Source organism: Polynucleobacter sp. JS-Mosq-20-D10, from assembly GCF_018687755.1.
In the GTDB taxonomy this organism is placed as follows: Bacteria; Pseudomonadota; Gammaproteobacteria; order Burkholderiales; family Burkholderiaceae; genus Polynucleobacter.
Genome location: NZ_CP061305.1, coordinates 925,061 through 949,325 on the forward strand (window position 1 = coordinate 925,061; position 24,265 = coordinate 949,325).

The window sequence follows — 24,265 nt, forward strand, 5'->3', positions numbered from 1 at the left end:
AGTAGTCCATGTCAAATGCTTCTTCTGCATCTGAGAGCATCAAAATTATTGATGGTTGGTATGGCGAGCCTTCTGAAAATCATGCTACTGGCGTTCTTAGCATACTGAAGCTGCTTCACTTAGATGAAGCAACGCTCAATGCTGCACATAATATTGCCCGTACCCATGGCAAAGAATCCCTCATTAAGCTGATTGGCGATGAATCAGCCAAACTCCTGATTGGCTATCGCGGCCTGAGACAGGCTCAAGCCAAGCTAGTGCGCAATGATGGCGGTCTGAGTATTTCTGGGCAAGAGGAAATGCTCAGAAAGATGTTGCTTGCTTTTGGTGATGACTTACGGGTCGTTCTGATTTATCTTGCTTCACGCTTGCAAACGCTGCGTTGGATTACTCAAGAAAAAATCGAGATGCCAAAAGCTTGGGCGCAAGAGATTCTGAATATTGATGCATCACTTGCTAATCGCCTCGGTATTTGGCAGATGAAATGGGAGATGGAGGACTTGGCATTTCGAGTTCTCTCGCCAGAAATCTACCGCAACATCGCCTGGATGTTGGATGGCAAGCGTATTGAGCGCGAATCTTTTATTAATCAGATTGTTAGCAAGCTTAAAGAAGAATTAAATGTTGCCCGCATTGAAGGTGAGGTTCAGGGTCGCCCAAAGCACATCTACAGCATTTGGAAAAAGATGCAGGGCAAGTCATTAGACTTTGCCAATCTCTATGACGTCAGGGCGTTTAGAGTTTTAGTAGATGACGTTAAATCCTGTTACGCGATTTTAGGAATAGTGCATAACATCTGGCAGCCAGTCCCACGTGAATTTGATGACTACATTGCCAGGCCAAAACCAAACGGATATCAATCTTTGCATACCGTAGTGATGGATGAGCATGGCACCGCATTTGAGATTCAGGTGCGTACCAATGAAATGCATCAGCAGGCTGAGTACGGCTTGGCTGCCCACTGGCGCTACAAAGAAGGTGCCTATGTTGGCGCTGCAACGCCTCCAAAAAATAAAGCTCATGATTCAAATCTCAATCATCAAACGGGCACCCATAGTGCGGCAGTTGCCTATGAGCGTCAAATTGCTTGGGCAAGACAGCTTATTTCCTGGAAGGAAGATGCTTGGGAACAACTCAAGCACCATGAGATCGATGACCATATTTATGTGCTTACTCCATTGGGAAAAGTAATTTCCTTGGAGAAGGGTTCATCGCCTATCGATTTTGCATACGCAGTTCATACCGACCTAGGTCACCGTTGTCGCGGTGCTCGTGTAGATGGCGCCATGGTGCCTTTAGATACGTCATTGCAGAATGGCCAAACGGTTGAAATCGTCGCTGTAAAACATGGCGGCCCCTCACGAGATTGGATTAGTCCTAGCCGCAATTACTTGCGCTCACAGCGTGCTCGCACACGTGTACGCGCTTGGTTTAATGCTTTGGATGATGAAGAGGCGGGCTCCAAGTCCACCGACACCAAGCTAGAGCAAAAGACAGAAGCGAAGGTAATTGCCCCAACCCCAGAAATTGTTCTTAAACAAAGCACTCGCAAACAGGGTCAGGCAAGCGATGTTTTGGTCGTGGGGGTAGATTCATTGATGACCCAGTTGGCGCGGTGCTGCCGGCCGGTGCCACCCGATGCAATTGCCGGTTTTGTGACCCAAGGTCGTGGCGTATCGATTCATCGACGCTCTTGCAAAACGTTTAGAGGTTTATTGGAGCGAGCCCCTGAGCGCGTTATCCAAACCGGCTGGAATGATTCTGGGCTCGAAGCAGCAGCCGTAAATGATCCTAAGCGTGTATTTCCTGCGGATTTAGCTGTAACCGGCCTCGATCGTCCTGAGCTGATGCGCGAGCTGTTTGAGATTCTGACAAGACAGGGTGTCCACGTGATTGATCTTCGCAAATCTGCCAAGCGAGGCCTAGCTCAAATACTGTTGACAGTAGAGATTAAAGACTCGGAAGCCTTGCGGCTTACCCAAAATGCGCTAGAAGAAGTCAAAGGGGTGACCCAAGTACGCCGCCGGTGATAAACTCTATGGCTTATATAGGCTCGTAGCTCAGCTGGTTAGAGCACCACCTTGACATGGTGGGGGTCGTTGGTTCGAGTCCAATCGAGCCTACCAACGAATAAAGACCCAAAAGTGCGCGGTTGCCCAAAAGCTCCCGCGCTTTCTTTTTGGTGGATGTTGTGCAGTAAATCAGTCTTTTGGCTGAATCTTAATAAGATGGAGCGGTCATGCTTGTAGTTACTCTGCCAGATGGATCTAAACGTGAGTTCGAAGCTCCCGTATGCGTTCTTGATGTTGCCCAAAGCATTGGAAGCGGTCTTGCTAAAGCTGCCCTCGGCGGCATAGTGGACGGCAAGATGGTGGATGCCAGCTTTCTGATTGACAAAGATAGTCAACTGGCAATCATTACTGATAAAAGCCCAGAAGCGCTGGAGATTGTGCGCCATTCCACAGCCCACTTATTGGCCTACGCCGTTAAAGAGTTATTCCCAGAGGCCCAAGTCACTATTGGCCCTGTCATCGAAAACGGTTTTTATTACGACTTCTCATTCCACCGTGCGTTTACGCCAGAAGATTTGGTGTCAATTGAGAAAAAAATGGCTGAGCTGGCTAAAAAAGATGAGCCCGTGATTCGTACAGTAATGCCGCGTGATGAAGCTGTAAAGTTCTTTAAAGATCAAGGGGAAAACTACAAAGCAGAAATTATTTCCAGCATTCCGCAAGGCGAGGATGTCTCTTTGTATGCCGAAGGTAAGTTCACTGACTTATGTCGCGGACCCCATGTACCATCTACTGGCAAGCTTAAGGTGTTTAAGCTTCTGAGCGTTGCTGGTGCTTACTGGCGTGGCGATAGTAAGAATGAGATGTTGCAACGGATCTACGGTACAGCTTGGCTGAAAAAAGAAGATCAAGATGCGCATTTACATATGCTCGAAGAGGCTGAGAAGCGTGACCACCGTCGCCTTGGTAAGTTCTTGGATTTATTTCATTTTCAACCTGAAGCCCCGGGTTTAATTTTCTGGCATCCAAAAGGCTGGTCTATTTGGCAAGAAGTTGAACAATACATGCGCCGCGTTTATCAGCGCGAAGGTTATCAAGAAGTAAAAGCCCCGCAAATTTTGGATCGCGGCCTTTGGGAAAAGTCTGGCCATTGGGATAACTATAAAGAAAACATGTTTACAACGGAGTCGGAGAATCGTGCATATGCATTAAAGCCGATGAACTGCCCAGGACACGTGCAGATTTTTAATTCCGGTTTGCATAGCTATCGTGAATTGCCATTGCGTTATGGCGAGTTTGGTCAGTGTCACCGCAACGAACCGTCGGGTGCATTGCATGGTTTGATGCGCGTACGCGGTTTCACACAGGATGATGGCCACATTTTCTGTACTGAAGATCAGATTCAGTCTGAAGTAGCTGCGTTTGATAAGGTTGTTCGTGAGGTTTACCAAGATTTTGGTTTTACTGAAGTCGCTGTCAAGCTCGCCTTGCGCCCAGTAAAACGCGTTGGCGATGACGCTATTTGGGATAAAGCGGAGGCTGCCTTACGCGGTGCCTTGACCGCTTCAGGCCAAGAGTGGGAAGAATTGCCAGGCGAGGGTGCTTTTTATGGCCCGAAGATCGAATATCACCTCAAGGACTCGATTGGGCGTACTTGGCAGTGCGGCACGATTCAGGTGGATTTCTCAATGCCAGCCCGTTTAGGTGCTGAATATGTCACCGAAGAGAACACCCGCAAGGCTCCAGTGATGCTTCACAGGGCCATTGTGGGCTCTTTGGAGCGTTTCATCGGTATTTTGATCGAAAACCATGCTGGAAATATGCCGGTTTGGCTTGCCCCGACCCAGGCTGTAGTCCTCAATATCTCGGATAATTCTGCTGCATATGCTCAAAAAGTCCAGCAATCTCTGAAAAAACAAGGGTTTAGAGTCGAATCAGATTTGCGAAATGAGAAAATTACGTATAAAATACGCGAGCACGCATTACAGAAGCTCCCATTTTTGTTAGTTGTAGGGGATAAAGAAGCAGAAAGTAATTCGGTGGCCGTTCGTGCCCGTGGCGGAGTGGATTTAGGGGTGATGCCTCTTGATGCCTTCGTTGCCCGACTCCAGCAGGATATTTCTCAGAAAGTCGGACCCGAGCTTAGCTAGGGGTGGAATGGTTTTTATTGTTTTTTTAAAGGAATTAAGAAGATCGCTACTGATAAATCGCAGCGCATAAATCGGGAGATTACTGCTCCTGAAGTGCGTCTGATTGGACTGGATGGAGAACCCATCGGTGTAGTTAAGTTGAGTGAAGCCCTGGCTTTAGCAGAAGAGAAAGAGACCGATTTGGTTGAAATTGCTCCGACGGCTGTGCCACCTGTAGTCCGGATCATGGACTTCGGCAAATTCAAGTACCAAGAAGCCAAACGTTTGCATGAAGCTAAGCTCAAGCAAAAAGTGATTCAGGTGAAGGAAGTTAAATTCCGTCCCGGCACAGACGATGGTGACTATGGTGTGAAGCTACGCAATCTAATCCGCTTTTTGGAAGATGGCGATAAGACAAAGATTACGCTACGGTTTCGGGGTCGTGAAATGGCTCACCAAGAAATCGGAGTCAGAATGTTGGAACGTTTGAAGTCAGACCTGATTGAACATGGTCAGGTAGAGCAGTTTCCAAAGATGGAAGGTCGCCAGATGGTGATGGTATTGGCCCCCATTCGTAAGGCTAAGTAATAAACCAAATCGCAAGATGGGGTTTGTTGTTTAAGTAGGGAGGGGTCGCAAGACCCTGGTAGTAAGAAGTGCTTCTAGGTACAGGAAGCGTAACCGTCGGTTACCACCTAAGTTGCACATGCAGAAGAAGGGGTGCTTTATGCCCAAGATGAAGAGCAAGAGTAGCGCCAAAAAGCGCTTCACGGTTCGCGCAGGCGGAACGATCAAACGAGGCCAGGCTTTCAAACGCCACATCCTCACTAAGAAGACCACAAAGAATAAGCGTCACCTGCGTGGTACTACCGAAGTTGCGAAGGCAGACGTTAAGTCAATTCGCTCTATGCTTCCATACGCTTAACCTCAGACTAGATTAGGAGAATTAAATGCCAAGAGTCAAACGTGGGGTTACAGCAAGAGCCCGTCATAAGAAAATCACCGATGCTGCAACAGGCTATCGTGGACGTCGTAAAAATGTATTCCGTATTGCTAAGCAAGCAGTTATGCGTGCTGGCCAATATGCATACCGCGACCGTCGCAATAAGAAACGTGTATTCCGCGCATTGTGGATTGCTCGTATCAATGCGGCAGTTCGCCAGCATGACATGACCTATAGCGTATTCATGAATGGTATGAAGAAAGCTGCGATCGAACTCGACCGCAAAGTACTTTCTGATATGGCCATTGCTGACAAGGCAGCTTTCGCTGCTTTGGTTACTCGGATCAAATCCGTAGTAAGCGCTGCAGCTTAATTCTTAGTACATTTAAAAAAACTAAGCTGCAATGGTTTCTCTCGACCACATTGTCGAGGATGCTAAACGTGATTTCCTCGGAGCTGCCGATTCGGCAGCTCTAGAGGACGCGAAAGCCAAGTATCTCGGTAAGTCAGGTGTTCTCACTGAGCGTTTAAAAGCGCTTGGTGGAATGTCGCCTGATGAACGCAAGAGTGCTGGCGCCCAAATTAATCAAGTCAAAACCCAAGTAGAAGCAGCATTACAAGTGCGTCGCCAAGCATTGGCTGATGCGGTATTGCTGCAACGTCTTGCGGCGGAATCGATTGATGTTTCTTTGCCTGGCCGTGGCCAATCAGTAGGTAGCCTGCATCCTGTGATGCGCACCTGGGAACGTGTTGAAGAGATCTTTCGCTCAATTGGTTTTGAAGTAGCTGATGGCCCTGAAATTGAAACTGATTGGTTTAATTTCACCGCCTTAAATAGTCCCGAGAATCATCCTGCGCGTTCAATGCAGGATACTTTTTATATTGATGGCAAAGATTCTAATGGAAAGCCTTTGCTATTGCGTACGCACACCAGTCCGATTCAGGTTCGTTATGCGAGTGAGCATGTCAAGAAATATGCTCACGCTGATGTGATGCCCCCTATCAAAGTGATTGCGCCTGGCAGAACCTATCGCGTAGATAGTGATGCAACCCATTCACCGATGTTTCATCAAGTTGAAGGCTTATGGATTGCACAGAGCGTTTCCTTTGCCGATTTAAAAGGTGTGTACACCGATTTCTTAAGAACTTTTTTCGAGACTAATGAGCTGCAAGTTCGTTTCCGTCCATCGTATTTCCCATTCACTGAGCCTTCAGCTGAAATTGATATGGCCTTCGGTAGCGGCAAGCTAGCTGGCCGTTGGTTAGAGATTTCTGGTGCAGGGCAGGTACACCCCAATGTATTGCGCAATATGGGTATTGATCCAGAGCGCTATACCGGTTTTGCTTTTGGCTCTGGCTTAGAGCGCTTGACGATGTTGCGTTACGGCGTTGATGATTTACGTCTTTTCTTTGAGAACGATCTCCGTTTCTTGGCGCAATTTCCAGCTTAATTCGCCAACCTTCTAATAGTAGATAGCGCATATGCAATTTTCTGAATCTTGGTTACGCCAATACGTAAACCCTTCGCTCGATAGCAATGCCTTAGGTCACGCAATGACTATGGCTGGACTTGAGGTGGAAGAGCAACATTCAGTAGCCCCTGCATTCACAAAAATTGTGGTTGCTCAAATCCTTTCGGCAGAGCAGCATCCTGATGCAGATCGCTTACGTGTTTGCAAGGTTGATGCAGGTACTGGTCAAGAGTTACAAATCGTCTGTGGCGCTCCAAATGCACGTGCTGGGATTAAGATCCCTTGCGCATTAGTTGGTGCAGAATTGCCGCCAGCTGAAGCGGGTGGTAAGCCCTTCCTAATCAAAGTAGGCAAGCTACGCGGTGTAGAAAGCCAAGGCATGTTGTGCTCGGGTCGAGAGCTTGGTCTTGGCGATGATCATGAGGGCATTCTGGAGTTGCCTGCAGATGCACCAGTTGGTGAGGATATCCGCAAGTACTTAAGTCTGGATGACCAGATCTTTGTCATTAAGTTAACACCCAATAAGGCTGATTGTTTATCTCTGATAGGTATGGCACGTGAAGTGTCGGCTATCACTGGCGCTGCATTGTGCGCTCCTAAATGGACGCCAGTAACTGTCACTATTGCCGATAAGCTCAAAGTGACCGTTGAAAACTCAGATCTTTGCGGACGCTTTGCAGGACGCGTGATTCGTGGCGTTAATCCAAAGGCACAAACACCAGATTGGATGATTCAACGTCTTCGTAATGCTGGTCAAAGAAGTATTTCTCCGTTAGTAGATCTTTCTAATTATGTGATGTTAGAAATGGGCCAGCCGACCCACGTGTTTGATATTGATAAATTGACTGGTGACTTATCTGTACGCTGGGCGAAGTCAGGCGAAAGTCTTGAGCTATTGAACGGTCAGACGGTGACTTTGCAAGGCCCAGATTCTGCAGGCAAGATCCAGGATGCTGGTGTGGTTGCCGACCAAAGTGGTCCTGTAGCATTAGCTGGGATCATGGGTGGCGATCATTGCGCCGTGACCGTTGACACTAAAAATATTTATGTTGAAGCCGCTTATTGGCAGCCTTCGGCAATTCAGGGTCGTGCGCGTCGTTTTAATTTCAGTACGGATGCAGCGCATCGCTTTGAGCGTGGTGTTGATCCGCAAAATACAGCTAACTGCTTAGAGTATTTAACGGCTTTGATTGTTGAAGTATGTGGTGGTCAAGTTGGCCCAATTGATGATCAAGTATTAGCTATTCCTGAGCGCAAACCAGTCGGCATGCGTTTAGCTCGCGCTATGAAAGTCATCGGCATTCCGCTCACTGCTGAAATTGTTTCTGATGTGTTCAAACGTCTTGGTTTTGAGTTTAAGCAAGAAGCAGGTGATATATTTGTTGTAACACCGCCAAGTTATCGCTTTGATATCGAAATTGAAGAAGATTTAATTGAAGAAGTCGCGCGCATGTACGGCTTTGAGAATATTCCCGATGTGCCGCCAATTTCCCCTTTAAAAATGAGTGCTAGGGCCGAGGCAAAGCGCGGAGTGCATTTATTGCGCCAGCGTTTAGCTCTACAAGGCTATCAAGAGGCGGTGAACTTTGGATTTACTGATCTTGAGAGTGAACAACGTTTGGCTGCGGCCACTGAAAAAGATCTTATTGCTGTTCTCAACCCGATTGCTAATCAATATGGTGTCATGCGTAGCAATCTGTGGGGTGGTTTATTGGCTAACCTGAAGTCAAACCTGAATCGTGGTGCTGGACGTGTCCGTTTATTTGAAACAGGTCGTGTATTTAAGCGTGATGCTAGCGTACAAGAAGAGGCCGGCAAAGTTGTAGGATTTCATCAGCCGCAGCAGCTTGGGGGCTTGGCTTATGGCTCATTTGTAGCAGAGCAGTGGGCAAGCGCTGATCTTGCAGTCGATTTCTTTGATGTAAAGGGCGATTTGGAGCGTGTGCTCGACCCCTTGCATTTCACAACTGAGGCGGCGGTGCATCCGGCACTGCACCCTGGGCGTTCTGCACAGATTCAATTACTAACCCCAGCTGGCAAGCAAAATATTGGCTGGATTGGTGAACTACATCCTGGCTTACAGCAAGCCTACGAGTTGCCACAGGCCCCAGTTCTGTTCGAAATGGATTTAGAGGCTGTTCGTAATTTAGGTATTCCGCAGCCGGAAGAGTTGAGTAAATTCCCTGCTGTACAGCGAGATCTAGCAGTAGTTGTAAAGCAATCCGTTTCTTCACAGACTTTGCTCGATGCAATGAATGCGAAGAAGCAGAACTTTGTTAAGGCAATTAAGTTGTTTGATGAGTTCAAGCCAAAAGCTGGTTCTAGCAGTATGGCTGATGATGAGAAGAGCTTGGCCTACCGTGTAACTTTGCTTAATCCACAGGAAACCCTGCAGGATGCGCAAATTGAAGAGGTTATGACTGCTTTATTAGCAACACTTGAGAAAAATTGCGCAGCCCGTCTGCGCTAGGTTTAATATTAGCAATAGATCTAGTAAGAAGAGACTTCCGCCATGAATGATTTAGTTAGCAACGACACCGTTACCAAGAATGAGCTCTCGGAAGCTCTCTTTGATCAAGTTGGCTTAAATAAGCGCGAAGCTAAGGATATGATTGATGCCTTCTTTGACCGTATTGGAAAATCGTTGGAGACTGGTGTTGAGGTGAAGATTTCAGGATTTGGTAATTTCCAGTTACGTAATAAATCTGCCCGCCCAGGTCGCAATCCAAAAACTGGGCAAATGATTCCAATTGCTGCTCGTCGCGTCGTGACATTTCATGCAAGTCAAAAGCTCAAGGACGTAGTTGAGTCTCATGCTCGAGAAAACAGCATTTGATGCTGGGTCGGTGCTGCTGAGTTCGCAGCTCCCCCCAATTCCATCTAAGCGTTATTTCACTATTGGTGAGGTATCCGATCTTTGTGGTGTTCGTTCTCATGTATTGCGCTACTGGGAGCAGGAATTCACCCAATTAAGTCCGCAAAAGCGTCGCGGTAATCGTCGCTACTATCAACACCATGAAGTTGTCTTAATTCGCAAGATTAGGGCGCTTTTATATGAAGAGGGCTTCACGATCAGTGGCGCCCGAAATCGTCTTGATGAGGCTCGTGGCGAGCTTCGCTTGCGCGATGAGTTGCAGGCTGTCCTGCAAATTCTCTCTAAATAGTTACTGATACAATTTTGTTTCTCGTCGGGGCGTAGCGCAGCCTGGTAGCGTACATGCATGGGGTGCATGTGGTCGGAGGTTCAAATCCTCTCGCCCCGACCACTTTCCTCAATGTAATCAATCACTTGTACGGCATATGGAAGGTCATGTGGCTTTTATGTGGCTTTTTTAGTAATAAAATTTATATTTACATACTATTTAGGCACTTATGAGCGAACAAACTAAAGGCTTTCTTGCTACTAATTGGTTCAAACTCTTTATAGTATTTTTTTCTGTAGTCCTTTTGCTTATCTACTTCCATCGGGAAAGCAAGCTCGATGATTGCGTAGAGCAAGCAAGATTAGCTTATGACTATGACTGGAATTTCCAATGCAAAGAAGCTAAGAAAGAGGCAAATTGTTCTTTAGCAAGATTTAACGCAGACCATATTGAGGCTGCCAGAGCCAAGAGAGCTGCTGAGTGTGTGCAGCGCTATAGCTTTAAGTGATGGCTGGAGAACCAAAGGCAGGATATATCTATGTCCTGACCCATCCCTCAGATGATGAGCTATATAAGATAGGTGTAACCATTCGTGATCCCCTAAAGCGTCTTGCTCAACACAATACAAACTACAAGCAGCTAACGGGAAGAATAGTAAAAGAGACTGGACAAAAGTGGGTTCTTAAGGAATTCCACCCAGTTGAGAATATTTACGCAACGGAGAGCCTATTTTGGGCGCATACCCCATTCGCAGACATACCTTTCCTCAATAAGGAAGAGGTCTGGAATATGAAGTGGGAAGAAGTTGAATACGCATTAAAGTCTGCGTTATCTGGAAAGTTTCGAGGGTGGGAAAAAGTTGGTAAATGAGCCATAAAAATCTACTCACTTCCATGTGGCTTTCTTGTGGCTATTCGTGTGGCTTTTATGTGGCTTTCTAGAGATTATCTAAAACACACCATGACGAATAAAGTCACGCTGTGTAAGGCTGTCAGGGTTATCATAGTTCGTCATAGTTCATCAAATTTCCCATTCAAATCCTCTCGCCCCGACCATTCAATTTCGCATCTACTTCCTATGACAACAAACTCAAACAGCACTACGTATTTTGGATTGACAATCCCTTTTTTAGCCCACTTGGGTGTTGTCCCTGAGTATGCCGAAGGGGGTAAATCACGTATTAGCTTAGTCATCAAACCAGAGTTTGAGAATAGCTTTCAGATTGCCCACGGTGGTGTTGTGATGACCCTTTTGGACTTTGCGATGGGGGCGGCAGCTCGTAGTACCGTGAACCAACAACTTGGCGCCATGACAATTGATATGAATGTCAGTTTCTTGCGCCCAAGTATTGGCAAGATTGTGGTGGAGGGTAGCGTTCTCAAGTTTGGTAAAACGATTCATTACTGCGAGGCCGTAGTGTTAAATGAGGCTGGTGAAATTACTGCTAAATCTAGCGGGACATTTATGCTAAGAAGGTAATATTTATCTGCTTATTATAAATATAGTATTTATAATGATTATGTTGGTTATCTTATTAATTACTGCAATATAGGCTTATTTCTATAGGGTTATAAGCAGTATTTGAATATATATCATGATTTCTTCAATATATGGATATAATAATAAATCAGGAATAGCTAATCCTTTGTTATTCCATAAATTGATTATCTGGATAAACTAAAAATGTCATCATATAAAGAGTTGTTAGCCCAACGTGATTTGTTGGATAAGCAGATTAAAGAGGCAGTATTACGTGAAAAGTCTGACGGTATTGCTAAAGCCAAGCTCATCATTGAGCAATATGATTTAACTGCGTCAGACTTATTCAGTCGTAAAGCTGGCGTCCGCAGTTCAGGTGGCAAGGTTGCCCCTAAGTACCGCAATCCTTCTAATGGTGATACCTGGACTGGCCGCGGTAAGGCGCCAAAATGGATTGAAGGTAGAGATCGCAGTAACTTCTTGATATAACCTATTGATTTAAATAGTTTTATTATTTCAAAAGCCGCTCATTGTTTGACTGAGCGGCTTTTTTTGTTTTATGGAGCCAGCTCAGTGTCTAGGCGCACTTTCTATTGAGCGCCTGAATAAATATTGGCTCCAAGAGTTCGTGCCGATTTTTATCCCCCAAGTTGTTCTCAAGCTCTGGATTAGTAGCTGGATAGCCAATAATCAGAGGATTTTGGTCAATTAGGCCATTTTCAAGCTCCTCCTGCAGTAATTCAGGGTATCGCGACTTTACTCCAACCGTATTTTCATCGGCCAAGCCTATAACCCCAGGATGAAGGCGAATAAACCCCTCATCTACCAAGATAGGAATACGCTGTGTATCCTTGTTTTTGCTCAAGTAATGGATGAGATGTACCTGCTCAACTGGTGGAATCAGGGCGTCTAGAAATATGAGGTCGGGGGCAATTGAAACGGCCTTCATCAGACCCTCAAGACTATCTACAGATACCTCCATGTCCACTTTTAACTGCCAGAATTGAATAGATTCGATTAATTCATAGCTATTTTCAGCTCTCCTGAATATCCCCATTGCAATACAGTTTTGAGTAGTTTTTTGGCGCATAGCTCTTTTGCGACGGGCAAGTTGCTGATCTAGAGAGCTTGCCAAGATGCGTCGGTGACCGCCACGCGTCTTCCAGGCTATTAGTTCACCTAATTCAACCATTTTCTGGACGGTTCCAAGTGATACCTGCAGCACTTTTGCGCTTTGACGGGTGCTTAGATATTCTAATTCTGGGGTAATTGCTTTCATATGTCCCTAATCTCATTAATTTATTTGGAGATTTAGAGAATACGAATCAAGTCTGAGGGAATCTGTCAGGCATGGTTTAAATCAGAGTAGGAAAATTCTTATTCAGACTCTAAAAAAATGGAGGGCGGCTCTGAAAGTCCTTAAATCAGGGAAAGCCCTTTACGAATCAATGGGTAGTCGTGTTAAATTAGTGAAGTTGTAAGAGTATTCGCACAGATCAATTCGTAAAGCGGTTTAGCCGTGGAACGAATGGTTTTAACCACAGTCTTTATTCGGGAAACCCGATGAAAGGTGAGCATCATGATGCAAGATCAAAGAGATAGCTCCTATCTCTTCGGTGGAAACGCCCCTTACGTAGAAGAACTCTACGAATCCTATTTGCACGATCCAGGCTCTGTAGCCGATCATTGGCGAGATTATTTTGATAATGTGAAGCAAGTCCCAGCGTTCGATGGCTCCTCTCGGGCCGATGTTGCTCATGGACCTATTGTTGCTTCCTTTGCTGAGCGAGCTAAGCAAGGCCCCATCAGAACAGTTTCTGATTCGGCCGACTCTGAGATGGGGCGTAAACGCGTTGCTGTTCAGCAGTTAATCGCCGCATATCGTAACGTCGGTAACCGCTGGGCCGATATTGATCCCTTGAAGCGAATTGAACGCAAGGATATTCCAGAGCTAGATCCTGCTTTTTATGGTTTCACTGATGGCGATATGGATATCGTCTTCAACACTAGTAATACCTTCTTTGGTCGAAACGAAATGACCTTGCGTGATTTACTGCAAGCATTGCGTCAAACTTACTGTGGCACCTTGGGTGCTGAGTACATGTTTATTGCTGACCAGACTATCAAAAAATGGTGGCAAGAAAAATTAGAGTCGATTCGTTCAACTCCTCGATTTAATATGGATGAGAAACGCCATATTTTGGATCGCGTTACTTCGGCAGAAGGCTTGGAGCGCTATCTTCAAGCAAAGTATGTAGGTCAAAAGCGATTCTCTCTAGAGGGTGGTGAGAGCTTTATCGCCTGTATGGACGAGTTGATTCGTGAGTCTGGCGCTAAAGGCGTCCAAGAAATTGTGATTGGCATGGCCCATCGTGGCCGACTTAATGTGTTGGTGAACGTTTTAGGAAAAATGCCTTCAGATCTTTTTGCTGAGTTTGAGCATAAGGGTCCAGAAACATTACCTGCAGGTGATGTGAAGTATCACCAAGGTTTCTCGAGCGATATTTCTACCCCGGCGGGACCTGTCCATTTATCGCTGGCATTTAATCCCTCCCATTTAGAAATCGTGAACCCGGTAGTAGAGGGCTCTGCACGTGCTCGCATGGAGCGTCGTGGTGATATGTTGGGTGAGCAAGTGCTGCCTGTATTGGTGCATGGAGATGCCGCCATTGCAGGTCAAGGCGTGATGCAAGAAACCTTAGCAATGGCAGAGGTGCGTGGCTATTACACTGGCGGCACGATTCATATCGTGATTAATAATCAAATTGGTTTCACTACATCTGATCCTCGTGATTTGCGTTCTAGTTTGTATTGCACGGACATCATGAAGGTGATTGATGCGCCGGTATTACATGTGAATGGTGATGATCCTGAAGCGGTTGTTCTGGCTACCAAACTCGCTGTTGAGTTCCGCACACAGTTCCACAAAGATGTTGCCATTGATATTGTTTGCTTCAGAAAGCTAGGTCATAACGAGCAAGACACTCCAGCAATGACACAGCCATTGATGTATAAAATCATCGCTGCTCATCCGGGTACACGCAAGTTGTATGCAGATAAATTAGAAGCTCAAGGTGTTTTGCCTGCCGGCACCGGTGAATTAATGGTGAAAGAGTATCGAGCGGCCATGGATGCTGGTAAACAGACTTCAGACCCAGTGCTCAGCAACTTCAAAGGTAAGTTTGCGGTAGATTGGTCTCCATTTCTCAATAAGCGTTGGACCGATGAGGCTGATACTGCCATTCCGTTGACTGAGTGGAAGCGGCTTGCAGAGCGAGTCTCTACAGCCCGAGAAGGATTCAAGGTTCACCCCTTGGTTGAAAAGGTCTTAAAAGATCGTGCAGCCATGGGCCGTGGTGAAACTAATGTTGACTGGGGCATGGGTGAGCATATGGCTTTCGCATCCCTAGTGGCTAGTGGCTATCCAGTTCGCTTATCCGGCGAGGACAGTGGTCGCGGTACATTCACCCATCGTCACGCAGTTTTGCATAATCAAAACCGCGAAAAATGGGATACAGGGGTCTACATTCCCCTGCGCCATATCGCCAAGGATCAGGCTCCTTTTTTAGTGATTGATTCAATCCTCTCCGAAGAGGCTGTACTTGGTTTTGAGTACGGTTATGCCGCTGCAGAGCCAAACACTCTGACTATTTGGGAGGCTCAGTTCGGCGACTTTGCGAACGGTGCTCAAGTGGTGATCGACCAATTTATCGCTTCAGGAGAGGTGAAATGGGGTCGAGCAAACGGCTTGGTCATGATGTTGCCTCACGGCTATGAGGGTCAAGGCCCGGAGCACTCATCTGCACGTTTAGAGCGCTTTATGCAGTTATGCGCCGATACTAATATGCAAGTGATTCAGCCAACAACCGCATCGCAGATCTTCCATGTCTTGCGTCGCCAAATGATTCGTCAGTTCCGCAAGCCGTTGATCTTGATGACACCAAAATCATTGCTACGTAACAAAGAGGCTGCTTCGCCGTTGACTGAGTTTACAAAGGGTGGTTTTCATACCATTCTTCCTGAGCGCGATGAGAGCATCGATGGCAAAAAGGTAACTCGATTAATCATGTGTTCTGGCAAAGTCTATTACGACTTAGCTAAAACACGTGCTGATAAAAAACTGGAGGATGTTGCGATTATCCGTTTGGAGCAGCTCTATCCATTTCCGCACAAAGCGTTGACTGTTGAGTTAAAGAAATATCCACACTTAGAAGAAGTAGTGTGGTGTCAAGATGAGCCGCAAAATCAAGGCGCTTGGTTCTTTGTTCAGCACAATATTTTGGAGAATATGTCTGAGGGCATGAAGTTGGCTTATGCCGGCCGTCCAGCTTCTGCCTCACCAGCTTGTGGCTACGCCCATCTCCATCAAGAACAACAGAAGTCTCTTCTTACTGCAGCATTCGCAAAACTTAAGGGTTATGTCATTACGAAGTAATCGTAGGCGTCACTCACATATAAATACTAAACAGGATTAATCATGGCCATTTTTGAAGTTAAAGTCCCCCAGCTCTCCGAGTCAGTAGCAGAAGCTACTTTGTTGCAATGGAAAAAGAAAGTTGGCGATGCAGTCGGTCAAGATGAGATCTTGATTGAAATTGAAACTGACAAAGTTGTACTGGAAGTTCCTTCTCCATCTGCTGGCGTTATTACAGAAATCGTTGTTGCTGACGGTGGCACTGTAGTTGCTGAGCAACTGATTGCAAAGATTGACAGCACCGCTGTTGCCGCCGCTGCTCCTGCAGCTGCTGCTGCACCGGTACCTGCCGCCGCTCCAGCTGCTGCGCCAGCTAAAGCTGCACCTGCAGCAAAGTCATCTGGCGCCGCTGCTGCACCTTCCGCAGCAAAAATTTTGGCTGAAAACAATATGACCACCGGTCAAGTTGCAGGCTCTGGCCGTGATGGTCGTGTAACTAAGGGTGATGCACTGAATGCTGTTGCTGGAGGTTCATCTTCCGCTGCATTGCCAAGCGCACCAATTCCGCTGGGTAATCGCCCAGAAGAGCGCGTACCAATGAGTCGCTTGCGTGCCCGTATTGCTGAGCGTTTGCTGGAGTCTCAAGCAAACAATGCCATCTTGACCACTTTTAATGAAGTCAATATGGCCCCAGTAATCGCTATGCGTAACAAATACAAAGATCAGTTTGAAAAAGTGCACGGCGTGAAGTTAGGCTTTATGTCTTTCTTTGTTAAAGCGGCTACCCACGCATTGAAGAAATTCCCATTGTTAAACGCATCAGTTGACGGCAATGACATCGTGTATCACGGTTATTTTGATATTGGTATTGCAGTCAGCTCACCACGAGGCTTGGTAGTCCCAATTCTGCGTGATGTGGATCAAATGAATTTGGCTGATATCGAGAAGAAGATTGCTGAGTTTGGTGTAAAAGCGCGCGAAGGGAAGCTTTCATTGGAAGATTTAACTGGCGGTACATTCTCTATCTCTAATGGTGGCGTGTTTGGTTCGATGCTTTCCACCCCAATTATTAATCCTCCGCAGTCTGCGATTTTGGGCATTCATGCGACCAAAGAGCGTGCAGTTGTTGAGAATGGTCAAATCGTGATCCGTCCGATTAACTACCTGGCTTTGTCATATGACCACCGCATTATTGACGGTCGTGAGGCAGTACTTGGCTTAGTAGCTATGAAGGACGCATTGGAAGATCCTTCACGTCTTCTCCTTGATCTGTAAGAGGGAAGAACATGAGCCAATCATTTGACGTAGTAGTAATCGGCGGTGGCCCTGGCGGTTATATCGCTGCGATTCGTGCGGCGCAACTCGGTTTTAAAGTTGCCTGCGCTGAATCAAATTCCTATGATGATCCAAAGGGTGAGACACGCCTAGGCGGAACCTGCTTGAACGTCGGCTGTATTCCTTCTAAAGCGTTGCTTGCCTCTTCTGAGGAGTTTGAGAAGATTAGTCATCACGTAGCCGACCATGGCATTACCGTGGGATCTGTTAAGTTGGACTCTAACAAAATGATCGCCCGTAAGGATGCGATTGTGACCAAGATGACTGCTGGTATTCAGTTCTTGTTCCGTAAAAATAAAATTACCTTGTTAAAAGGCCATGCGTCTTTTGAAGGCAAAGGCGCTGATGGTTATCAAATCAAAATTGACGGTAAAGATAAAGAAGTAGTTACCGCTAAAAACGTGATCATTGCAACTGGATCTAAAGCGCGTCATTTGCCAGGTATTCCTGTTGATAATGTGTTGATTAGTGATAATGAAGGTGGTCTCAAGTTTGACTCCATTCCGAAGAAGCTTGGTGTCATCGGCGCTGGTGTAATCGGCCTGGAGCTTGGCTCTGTATGGCGTCGTGTTGGTTCTGATGTGACTATTCTTGAAGCGCTCCCAACTTTCTTAGGTGCATGTGACCAAGGAATTGCAAAAGAAGCTCATAAGATCTTCACCAAGCAAGGCCTCAAAATCAATATGGGCGTCAAGATTGGTGAAGTTAAGGTGGATAAAAAAGGTGTTGTTGTTAACTACACTGATAGCGAAGGTAAGGCTCAGAAATTAGAGTGTGACCGTTTAATTGTTTCTGTTGGTCGGGTTCCAAATACTGACAAATTAGGCCTCGATAAGATTGGCCTGAAAGTGGATGAGCGTGGCTTCATTCCAATTGATGACCATACTTGTGCAACAGCAGCGCCTGGCGTTTACGCCGTGGGTGATGTAGTGCGTGGACCTATGTTGGCTCATAAGGCTGAAGACGAAGGTGTGCTCGTTGCTGAAACGATCGCTGGTCAAAAGCCGCATATTGATTACAACTGTATTCCTTGGGTGATCTATACCGATCCCGAAATCGCTTGGGTTGGTAGAACTGAAGAGCAGCTCAAACAGGCCGGTATTGCCTACAAAGCAGGTCAGTTCCCATTTGCAGCTAATGGTCGTGCATTAGGCATGGATCGTGCGGATGGTTTTGTCAAAGTATTGGCCGATGAAAAAACCGATGAAATATTAGGTGTTCACATCATCGGACCCAATGCTTCTGATTTAATTGCTGAAGCGGCCGTAGCAATGGAATTTAAAGCAGCAGCTGAAGATATTGCTCGTATCTGTCATCCACATCCAAGCCTGTCGGAAGTGGTTCGCGAGGCTGCATTAGCGACGGATAAACGTGCATTAAACATGTAATTGAAAGCGTTAGAGTATTACCATCAGGAGTTAAAGGCCCGCGGGTACCACAGTGATCCCGCGCAGCTTGCTGCTATTGAGCGCTTGCAGCGCTGTGAAGATGAGTGGGTTGCTTATAAAGAAATCCGTAGCAGCGGTTTAAAAAAGAAACTCTTTAAACCAAAACTCCCCCGCGGAGTCTATTTGTGGGGTGGAGTAGGTCGTGGCAAATCCTTTTTAATGGATGTCTTTTTTGCTGCATCTCCCCTGGAGAAAAAGATCCGCATTCATTTTCATGAATTTATGCGAGAAGTGCATCGTGAGCTTCATGAGCTCTCTGGTATGGCGGATCCATTGGATGAACTTGCCAAAAGAATTGCCAATAGATACCGGCTCATCTGTTTTGATGAGTTTCATATTAATGATATTGCTGATGCCATGATTTTGTATCGCTTGCTCAGCGCACTCTTTGAAGATCGCGTCCAGTTTGTGATGACCTCAAACTATGAACCAAGCCAGCTGTATCCTAACGGCTTGCATCGTGATCGCTTGCTGCCGGCCATTAAGCTATTGGAAGAGCAGCTCGATGTGATGAATGTCGATGCTGGCAATGACTATCGCCGCGTACAAATGGCCCAAGTTCAGGCCTACCTGACTCCTGTGAACGCCGCAACTCATGCGGTCTTGATGCAGATGTTTCAAACTTTAATCGGTAATCAAAAAGAGACTGTCCGCCCGGTGTTGCGTATTGAATCCCGGGAGCTCAGACCTTTGCATATGGCCGAAGGGGTAGTTTGGTTTGATTTTCAAACCTTATGTTGCGGCCCCAGGTCACAAAATGACTATTTGGAGATTGCCAAGCAGTTTCATACGGTAATTTTGTCTGGGGTGCCTTATATGCCCCCTAGAATGACTAATGAAGCCCGCCGCTTTATTTGGCTGATTGACGTCCTCTATGACCATAAAATCAAACTCATCATCTCTGCAGAGGTCCCAGCGGTGGATTTATATACCGAGGGGCAGATTACCAGTGAGTTCTCTAGAACGGTTTCTCGTTTGATTGAGATGCAGTCTCGTGATTACCTAGATGCACCTCGTCGGGTAATTGATACCAGCTTGACCTAAAATAGGGTCATGATTAGCAATTCCAGCCTAAACGCAGATTTACACTGCCATTCCGTTGTTTCTGATGGAACGCTAACGCCTGAGCAGTTGGCTGAGCGTGCCCATGCTAACGGCGTGCGTTTATGGGCATTGACCGATCACGATGAGCTAGGCGGTCAAGAGAGGGCGCAGCTTGCCGCAAGCGCACTTGGCATGGACTATTTGTCTGGGGTCGAGATTTCGGTAAGCTGGATGGGGCAAACTATCCATATCGTTGGCTTAGGAATTGATGCTGCCCATGCAGGAATTCTAGAGGGCTTGCGTCGTACTCGCGAAGGTCGCGGTAATCGTGCGAAGCAGATGGCCGAACAATTGTTAAAAGCTGGGATACCTGGCGCCTATGAAGGTGCATTGCATTTTGCGGGTAATCAAGAACTCATTTCTCGCACACACTTTGCGCGCTTTCTAGTGGAGCAGGGCATTTGCAAAGATACTGACCAGGTCTTTAAAAGATATCTGGTTGAAGACAAGCCGGGTTACGTGCCGCACCTCTGGGCAACACTAGATAATGCGGTTGCCTGGATTAAAGGAGCAGGGGGTGCTGCCGTGATTGCACACCCTGGCCGTTACAAGCTGAGCGCTATGCAGATGGATGAACTCTACAAGCACTTTAAAGAAATTGGCGGCATGGCTATTGAAGTCATTACCGGCAGTCATAGCCCAAATCAGTATCAAACCTATGGCAAGATTGCTCAGCATTATGGATTTTTAGCTTCTCGAGGATCAGATTTTCATGACCCGGAGGAAAGTTATATTGACCTTGGCACCTTGCCTCATTTGCCAGATCACCTGACTCCAGTGTGGTCGCTCTTTCATTAGGCGACCGTCCACACTTAACCTTTTTAACTACTCTTAAAGAATAAAGATCAAGATGTTTGCAGAACGCGTTCTCTCTGGCATGCGCCCAACTGGTAGCTTGCATCTCGGCCATTACCATGGTGTTTTAAAGAATTGGGTTCGCTTGCAATCTGAGTATCCCTGTTACTTTTTTGTCGCAGACTGGCACGCCTTAACAACCCACTATGAAACTCCGGATGTGATCGAGAAATCGGTATGGGACATGGTGATTGACTGGTTAGCATGCGGTGTTGATCCGAACCAAGCGACTTTATTTATTCAAAGCAAAGTGCCTGAGCATGCAGAGCTTTTTTTATTGCTGGCGATGGGCACCCCCTTGGGTTGGTTGGAGCGCGTGCCAACATATAAAGATCAAATCGAGAAACTCAAAGAAAAAGATCTGCAGACCTATGGTTTCTTAGGCTACCCCTTGCTGCAAGCCGCTGACATTTTGATGTACCGCGCTCAATTTGTGCCGGTGGGTGAAGACCAGGTGCCACATGTGGAAATGACCCGTGAAGTAGCGCGTCGTTTTAACTATCTCTATGGTCGTGAGCCTGGCTTTGAAGAGAAGGCCTTAGAGGCGGTTAAAAAATTGGGTAGTAAGCGCGCAAAAATGTACGCTGAATTGCGTGTCGCTTTTCAGGAGCGGGGCGATGAAGAGGCTCTTGAGCAAGCTCAAGCACTATTGCAAGAAGCGCAAAGCCTGTCGATGGCTGATCGCGAGAGACTATTTGGTTTTCTAGAGGGTGCTCGTAAAATTATTCTGCCAGAGCCACAAGCTTTGTTAACTACTGCATCCCGCATGCCGGGTATTGATGGGCAGAAGATGTCCAAGTCTTACGGCAATACGATTAGTATTCGAGAAAAACCTGAAGAGGTTATCCGCTCAATCCGGACTATGCCTACAGATCCTGCTCGGGTGCGCCGAACTGATCCAGGTGATCCTACGCGTTGTCCTGTGTGGCAACTTCATGCTGTGTATTCATCCGAAGATACCAAAACATGGGTTCAAAAAGAATGTCAATCTGCAGGTATTGGCTGCTTAGAGTGCAAGCAGCCTGTGATTGATGCCATTCTTGCTGAGCAGCAGCCTATGTTTGAACGTGCCCAGAAATACTTGGATGATCCAAGCCTATTGCGCTCCATCATTGCTGATGGTTCCGATAAAGCGCGTAAGGTTGCTCAAGAAACCATGCGCGAGGTCCGAGAGTCCATGGGCTTGGCGTACGACTAAGGCTGCTTTGACTTCAATGCATGATGCAATCGTAAATGCCTCACCTTGGGTGAAGCGTTTTGCTGCGGCACTCCCAAAAGAAGGGGTAGTTCTTGATTTGGCCTGCGGCTCCGGTCGGCATACCGCCTTGCTGGCTTCTTTAGGCCATCATATTCTGGCGGTTGATCAAGATATTTCTGTCATTGAGTTGCTGAAAAGTGATGCTGTCCATATCCAGAAATTCGATCTGGAGGGCTCAGATTGGCCCTTGCAAGACCAGCAGTTTTCAGGAATTGTGGTGACGAATTATCTTTATCGCCCATTTCTTGAGGAATTGCCCAAAATGCTATCTGAGGGTGGAGTCTTTATCTACGAGACCTTTGCCCAGGGGAATGCCACATTCGGTAAACCTTCAAACCCTAATTTCTTGCTAAATCCAGGGGAATTGCTGGCTTTGGCACAGCGTTCAGGCCTGAAAGTGATTGCCTATGAGGATATTTACCTCGATCAACCTAAACCAGCCATGGTTCAGCGGATTTGTGCCGTAAAAGGGCATTTAAAAGGGTGCATTCCGTTACAATTTGCTGATTAACATTCAGAAAATTCAGACACATTCAGTGACTAATACAACACAATCCAAAGTCAGTAAAAAGCCTATTGCAGGCAGTATGCCTGCCATTGTGACGCCGATGTTCGAGGATGGAAGCCTAGATTTTCCGGGCTTACGTTCCTTGCTAGATTGGCATGTTGCCGAAGGTTCTGATGGCATTGTCATTGTCGGCACTAGCGGAGAGTCCCCCACGGTTTCTGTGCAAGAGCATTGTGAACTCATTAAAGTGACTGTTGATCATATTGCTGGGCGTATCCCAGTAATCGCTGGCACTGGTGGTAATTCCACTACCGAGGCAATCGAGTTAACCAATTTTGCTAAGTCGGTTGGTGCTGATGCCAGCCTCCAAGTAGTTCCTTATTACAACAAGCCAACTCAAGAGGGTATGTATGCCCACTTCAAGAAAATTGCGGAGTCGGTTGATTTGCCTGTAATTCTGTATAACGTTCCCGGTAGAACCGTTGCTGATCTAGCTGGAGATACGACTGTTCGCCTGGCAGGAGTTCCAGGAATTATTGGAATCAAAGATGCTACTGGAAGTATTGAGCGTGGCACTTTGTTGCTAGCCGACCTCCAGCGTGCTGGACACCAAGATTTCTCCGTATTTTCTGGCGATGATCTCAGCGCGGCAATGCTGATGCTCATGGGTGGCAAGGGTAATATTTCTGTGACGGCCAATATCGCACCCCGTTTGATGCATGAGCTCTGTCAGGCTGCAATGTCCGATGATGTCGTCAAGACACGCGCAATTCAATATCAATTACTGGCCGTGCATAAAGCCATGTTTACTGAGGCAAATCCGATTCCTGTGAAATGGGCCCTGCATCAAATGGGCAAAGTGACCTCAGGCATCAGATTACCTTTAACCCCTTTGAGTGTTGCCTTGCGCGAACCTTTGAAGGCTGCATTGAAACAGGCTGGCTTACTATGATGAATTTGATGCGACCCTTGCGCCAACACTGTGCAACTCTACTAATACTCTCTTTGGTGGGTGTTGTTTTGCCTGGCTGTAAATCTATAACAACGAATGACACAGTCGACTACAAGTCCACTGGTGCTGTGCGTGGACCTAATTTATCTTATCCGCCAGACCTGATTACCGCACAAGCTGATCGTCGTTATATCGTTCAGGATGGCTCTGCCACCATGTCTGAGTACAACGCTGCAGTAAAAAAATCGGTCCAAACTCGTAAGAACGTCATGACTGGTATTCCGGGTATGCGTATCGCTCGTGATGGTGAGCGTCGTTGGTTGGTCGTAGAAAAGCCAGCTCCAGAACTTTATCCGCAAATTAAAGATTTCTGGCAAGAGAATGGTTTCCTATTGGTGATTGATTCACCCTCTACCGGCATTATGGAAACTGATTGGGCGGAGAACCGCGCTAGGATCGCGCAAGACTTTATTCGCAATATTATCGGTGGCGCATTAGATTCAATTTATGACACTGGTGAGCGCGATAAGTACAAGACTCGTCTTGAAGCAACTAAACCTAACGAAACAGAAGTTTATATTACTCAACGTGGTGCGATCGAAAAATGTACAACCGATAGCACTGGTAACTGTATCTCCACTATTTGGACTGCACGTCCAAATGATCCTGAGCTTGAAGCAGTATTTTTGGCCCGCTTGATGGAGCGCTTGGGTATGACCCAAGAAATGGCGAAGGCTCAAGTTGCAGCGCCATTAGGACCAAAGACACCTAAGGCAACGTTAGTCCAAGAGGGCATCAATACCGCTCATATTGAAATGGCAGCCGGCTTCGATCGTGCATGGCGTGATACAGGACTTGCCTTAGATCGCTCCAATTTTACTGTTGAAGATCGTAATCGTGCGAACGGCGTTTACTATGTACGTTACGTCAACCCTAAGGATTTGGGTGATACCAAAGGATTTTTCACTAACCTGTTCAGTAGCAAGGACGACTCCAGCTTGAAGGCTAAGAAATACCTCGTGGTGGTCAAAGCGACTGGTGATAATTCTTCAAGTGTGTACGTTCAAAATGTAGATGGTAAACCTGAAAATACTGCTGCTGGCTTGCAACTCTTAACGTTGCTGACGGAACAAATGGCCAGATAGGTATTGAAGTTAAGAAAACTGAGCCAAAAAAAAAGCCGCTTCTCAGCGGCTTTTTTTCTTCAAGAAGA

General features: G+C 46.6%; 23 protein-coding genes and 2 tRNA genes. 24 read left to right on the forward strand and 1 reads right to left on the reverse strand.

Annotated features, from left to right (window positions below; genetic code table 11):
• Positions 1-8: 8 nt before the first annotated feature.
• The 15 genes from FD967_RS04790 to FD967_RS04860 all read left to right on the forward strand — a co-directional run bounded on the left by FD967_RS04790 (position 9) and on the right by FD967_RS04860 (position 11,667).
• Entirely contained in the window at positions 9-2,030 is a 2,022-nt protein-coding gene (locus FD967_RS04790; RefSeq protein ID WP_215326992.1) for a bifunctional (p)ppGpp synthetase/guanosine-3',5'-bis(diphosphate) 3'-pyrophosphohydrolase, read from the forward strand.
• 19 nt (positions 2,031-2,049) lie between these two features.
• Positions 2,050-2,126: transfer RNA gene (locus FD967_RS04795), tRNA-Val, on the forward strand.
• Positions 2,127-2,239: 113 nt separating this feature from the next.
• Positions 2,240-4,162, forward strand: coding sequence for a threonine--tRNA ligase (gene thrS / locus FD967_RS04800; RefSeq protein ID WP_215326993.1), 1,923 nt, complete (start codon positions 2,240-2,242; stop codon positions 4,160-4,162).
• 33 nt (positions 4,163-4,195) lie between these two features.
• Complete coding sequence (gene infC / locus FD967_RS04805) at positions 4,196-4,729, forward strand: translation initiation factor IF-3 (protein WP_370624483.1); 534 nt, start codon at positions 4,196-4,198, stop codon at positions 4,727-4,729.
• Positions 4,730-4,868: 139 nt separating this feature from the next.
• The gene (rpmI, locus tag FD967_RS04810; protein ID WP_046330084.1) at positions 4,869-5,066 is read left to right on the forward strand and encodes a 50S ribosomal protein L35; all 198 of its coding nucleotides are present in this window, start codon (positions 4,869-4,871) and stop codon (positions 5,064-5,066) included.
• A gap of 25 nt (positions 5,067-5,091) precedes the next feature.
• Entirely contained in the window at positions 5,092-5,457 is a 366-nt protein-coding gene (gene rplT, locus FD967_RS04815; protein WP_015421011.1) for a 50S ribosomal protein L20, read from the forward strand.
• A gap of 31 nt (positions 5,458-5,488) precedes the next feature.
• Positions 5,489-6,535, forward strand: a complete 1,047-nt coding sequence (gene pheS, locus FD967_RS04820) for a phenylalanine--tRNA ligase subunit alpha (RefSeq protein WP_215326994.1) — start codon at positions 5,489-5,491, stop codon at positions 6,533-6,535.
• A gap of 31 nt (positions 6,536-6,566) precedes the next feature.
• Positions 6,567-9,026: a phenylalanine--tRNA ligase subunit beta gene (gene pheT, locus FD967_RS04825; RefSeq protein ID WP_215326996.1), complete on the forward strand. Its 2,460-nt coding sequence runs from the start codon at positions 6,567-6,569 to the stop codon at positions 9,024-9,026.
• A gap of 42 nt (positions 9,027-9,068) precedes the next feature.
• On the forward strand, positions 9,069-9,392 hold the full coding sequence (locus FD967_RS04830) for an integration host factor subunit alpha (protein ID WP_046330087.1): 324 nt from the start codon (positions 9,069-9,071) through the stop codon (positions 9,390-9,392).
• Positions 9,370-9,720 (forward strand): MerR family transcriptional regulator, encoded by a 351-nt coding sequence (locus FD967_RS04835; protein ID WP_215326998.1) that lies wholly within the window; start codon positions 9,370-9,372, stop codon positions 9,718-9,720. The genes FD967_RS04830 and FD967_RS04835 overlap by 23 nt, the downstream gene beginning before the upstream one ends.
• 25 nt (positions 9,721-9,745) lie before the next feature.
• Positions 9,746-9,822 (forward strand) — tRNA-Pro (locus tag FD967_RS04840).
• Positions 9,823-9,928: 106 nt separating this feature from the next.
• Positions 9,929-10,207: a hypothetical protein gene (locus FD967_RS04845; RefSeq protein ID WP_215326999.1), complete on the forward strand. Its 279-nt coding sequence runs from the start codon at positions 9,929-9,931 to the stop codon at positions 10,205-10,207.
• A complete protein-coding gene (locus tag FD967_RS04850; protein ID WP_215327000.1) occupies positions 10,207-10,569 on the forward strand; it encodes a GIY-YIG nuclease family protein in 363 nt (120 codons plus the stop codon). The genes FD967_RS04845 and FD967_RS04850 overlap by 1 nt, the downstream gene beginning before the upstream one ends.
• Positions 10,570-10,776: 207 nt before the next feature.
• Positions 10,777-11,178 carry a PaaI family thioesterase gene (locus FD967_RS04855; protein WP_215327001.1) on the forward strand — a complete coding sequence of 134 codons (402 nt, stop codon included), beginning with the start codon at positions 10,777-10,779 and terminating at the stop codon, positions 11,176-11,178.
• Between the two features lie 204 nt (positions 11,179-11,382).
• A complete protein-coding gene (locus tag FD967_RS04860) occupies positions 11,383-11,667 on the forward strand; it encodes an H-NS family nucleoid-associated regulatory protein (RefSeq protein WP_215327002.1) in 285 nt (94 codons plus the stop codon).
• Positions 11,668-11,755: 88 nt separating this feature from the next.
• Here the strand turns inward: FD967_RS04860 and FD967_RS04865 are convergent, their stop codons facing one another.
• Positions 11,756-12,457, reverse strand: a complete 702-nt coding sequence (locus tag FD967_RS04865) for an excisionase family DNA-binding protein (RefSeq protein WP_215327003.1) — start codon at positions 12,455-12,457, stop codon at positions 11,756-11,758.
• 300 nt (positions 12,458-12,757) lie between these two features.
• On the opposite strand from FD967_RS04865, the gene FD967_RS04870 reads away from it, so the two are divergent.
• The 9 genes from FD967_RS04870 to bamC all read left to right on the forward strand — a co-directional run bounded on the left by FD967_RS04870 (position 12,758) and on the right by bamC (position 24,197).
• Positions 12,758-15,613: a 2-oxoglutarate dehydrogenase E1 component gene (locus FD967_RS04870; protein ID WP_215327004.1), complete on the forward strand. Its 2,856-nt coding sequence runs from the start codon at positions 12,758-12,760 to the stop codon at positions 15,611-15,613.
• Positions 15,614-15,655: 42 nt separating this feature from the next.
• Positions 15,656-16,867 (forward strand): 2-oxoglutarate dehydrogenase complex dihydrolipoyllysine-residue succinyltransferase, encoded by a 1,212-nt coding sequence (gene odhB / locus FD967_RS04875; protein WP_215327005.1) that lies wholly within the window; start codon positions 15,656-15,658, stop codon positions 16,865-16,867.
• Positions 16,868-16,878: 11 nt separating this feature from the next.
• Positions 16,879-18,315 carry a dihydrolipoyl dehydrogenase gene (gene lpdA, locus FD967_RS04880; protein WP_215327007.1) on the forward strand — a complete coding sequence of 479 codons (1,437 nt, stop codon included), beginning with the start codon at positions 16,879-16,881 and terminating at the stop codon, positions 18,313-18,315.
• Positions 18,316-19,419 carry a cell division protein ZapE gene (gene zapE, locus FD967_RS04885; protein ID WP_215327008.1) on the forward strand — a complete coding sequence of 368 codons (1,104 nt, stop codon included), beginning with the start codon at positions 18,316-18,318 and terminating at the stop codon, positions 19,417-19,419.
• Positions 19,420-19,428: 9 nt separating this feature from the next.
• Positions 19,429-20,277: a 3',5'-nucleoside bisphosphate phosphatase gene (locus FD967_RS04890; protein WP_215327009.1), complete on the forward strand. Its 849-nt coding sequence runs from the start codon at positions 19,429-19,431 to the stop codon at positions 20,275-20,277.
• A 52-nt stretch (positions 20,278-20,329) separates the two neighbouring features.
• Entirely contained in the window at positions 20,330-21,532 is a 1,203-nt protein-coding gene (locus tag FD967_RS04895; RefSeq protein ID WP_215327010.1) for a tryptophan--tRNA ligase, read from the forward strand.
• Positions 21,533-21,548: 16 nt separating this feature from the next.
• Positions 21,549-22,103, forward strand: coding sequence for a bifunctional 2-polyprenyl-6-hydroxyphenol methylase/3-demethylubiquinol 3-O-methyltransferase UbiG (locus tag FD967_RS04900; RefSeq protein ID WP_251369100.1), 555 nt, complete (start codon positions 21,549-21,551; stop codon positions 22,101-22,103).
• A gap of 76 nt (positions 22,104-22,179) precedes the next feature.
• Positions 22,180-23,052, forward strand: coding sequence for a 4-hydroxy-tetrahydrodipicolinate synthase (gene dapA, locus FD967_RS04905; RefSeq protein WP_215327175.1), 873 nt, complete (start codon positions 22,180-22,182; stop codon positions 23,050-23,052).
• Positions 23,049-24,197 carry an outer membrane protein assembly factor BamC gene (gene bamC / locus FD967_RS04910; protein ID WP_215327012.1) on the forward strand — a complete coding sequence of 383 codons (1,149 nt, stop codon included), beginning with the start codon at positions 23,049-23,051 and terminating at the stop codon, positions 24,195-24,197. Before dapA ends, bamC begins: the two co-directional genes overlap by 4 nt.
• The last annotated feature ends 68 nt before the right edge of the window (positions 24,198-24,265 follow it).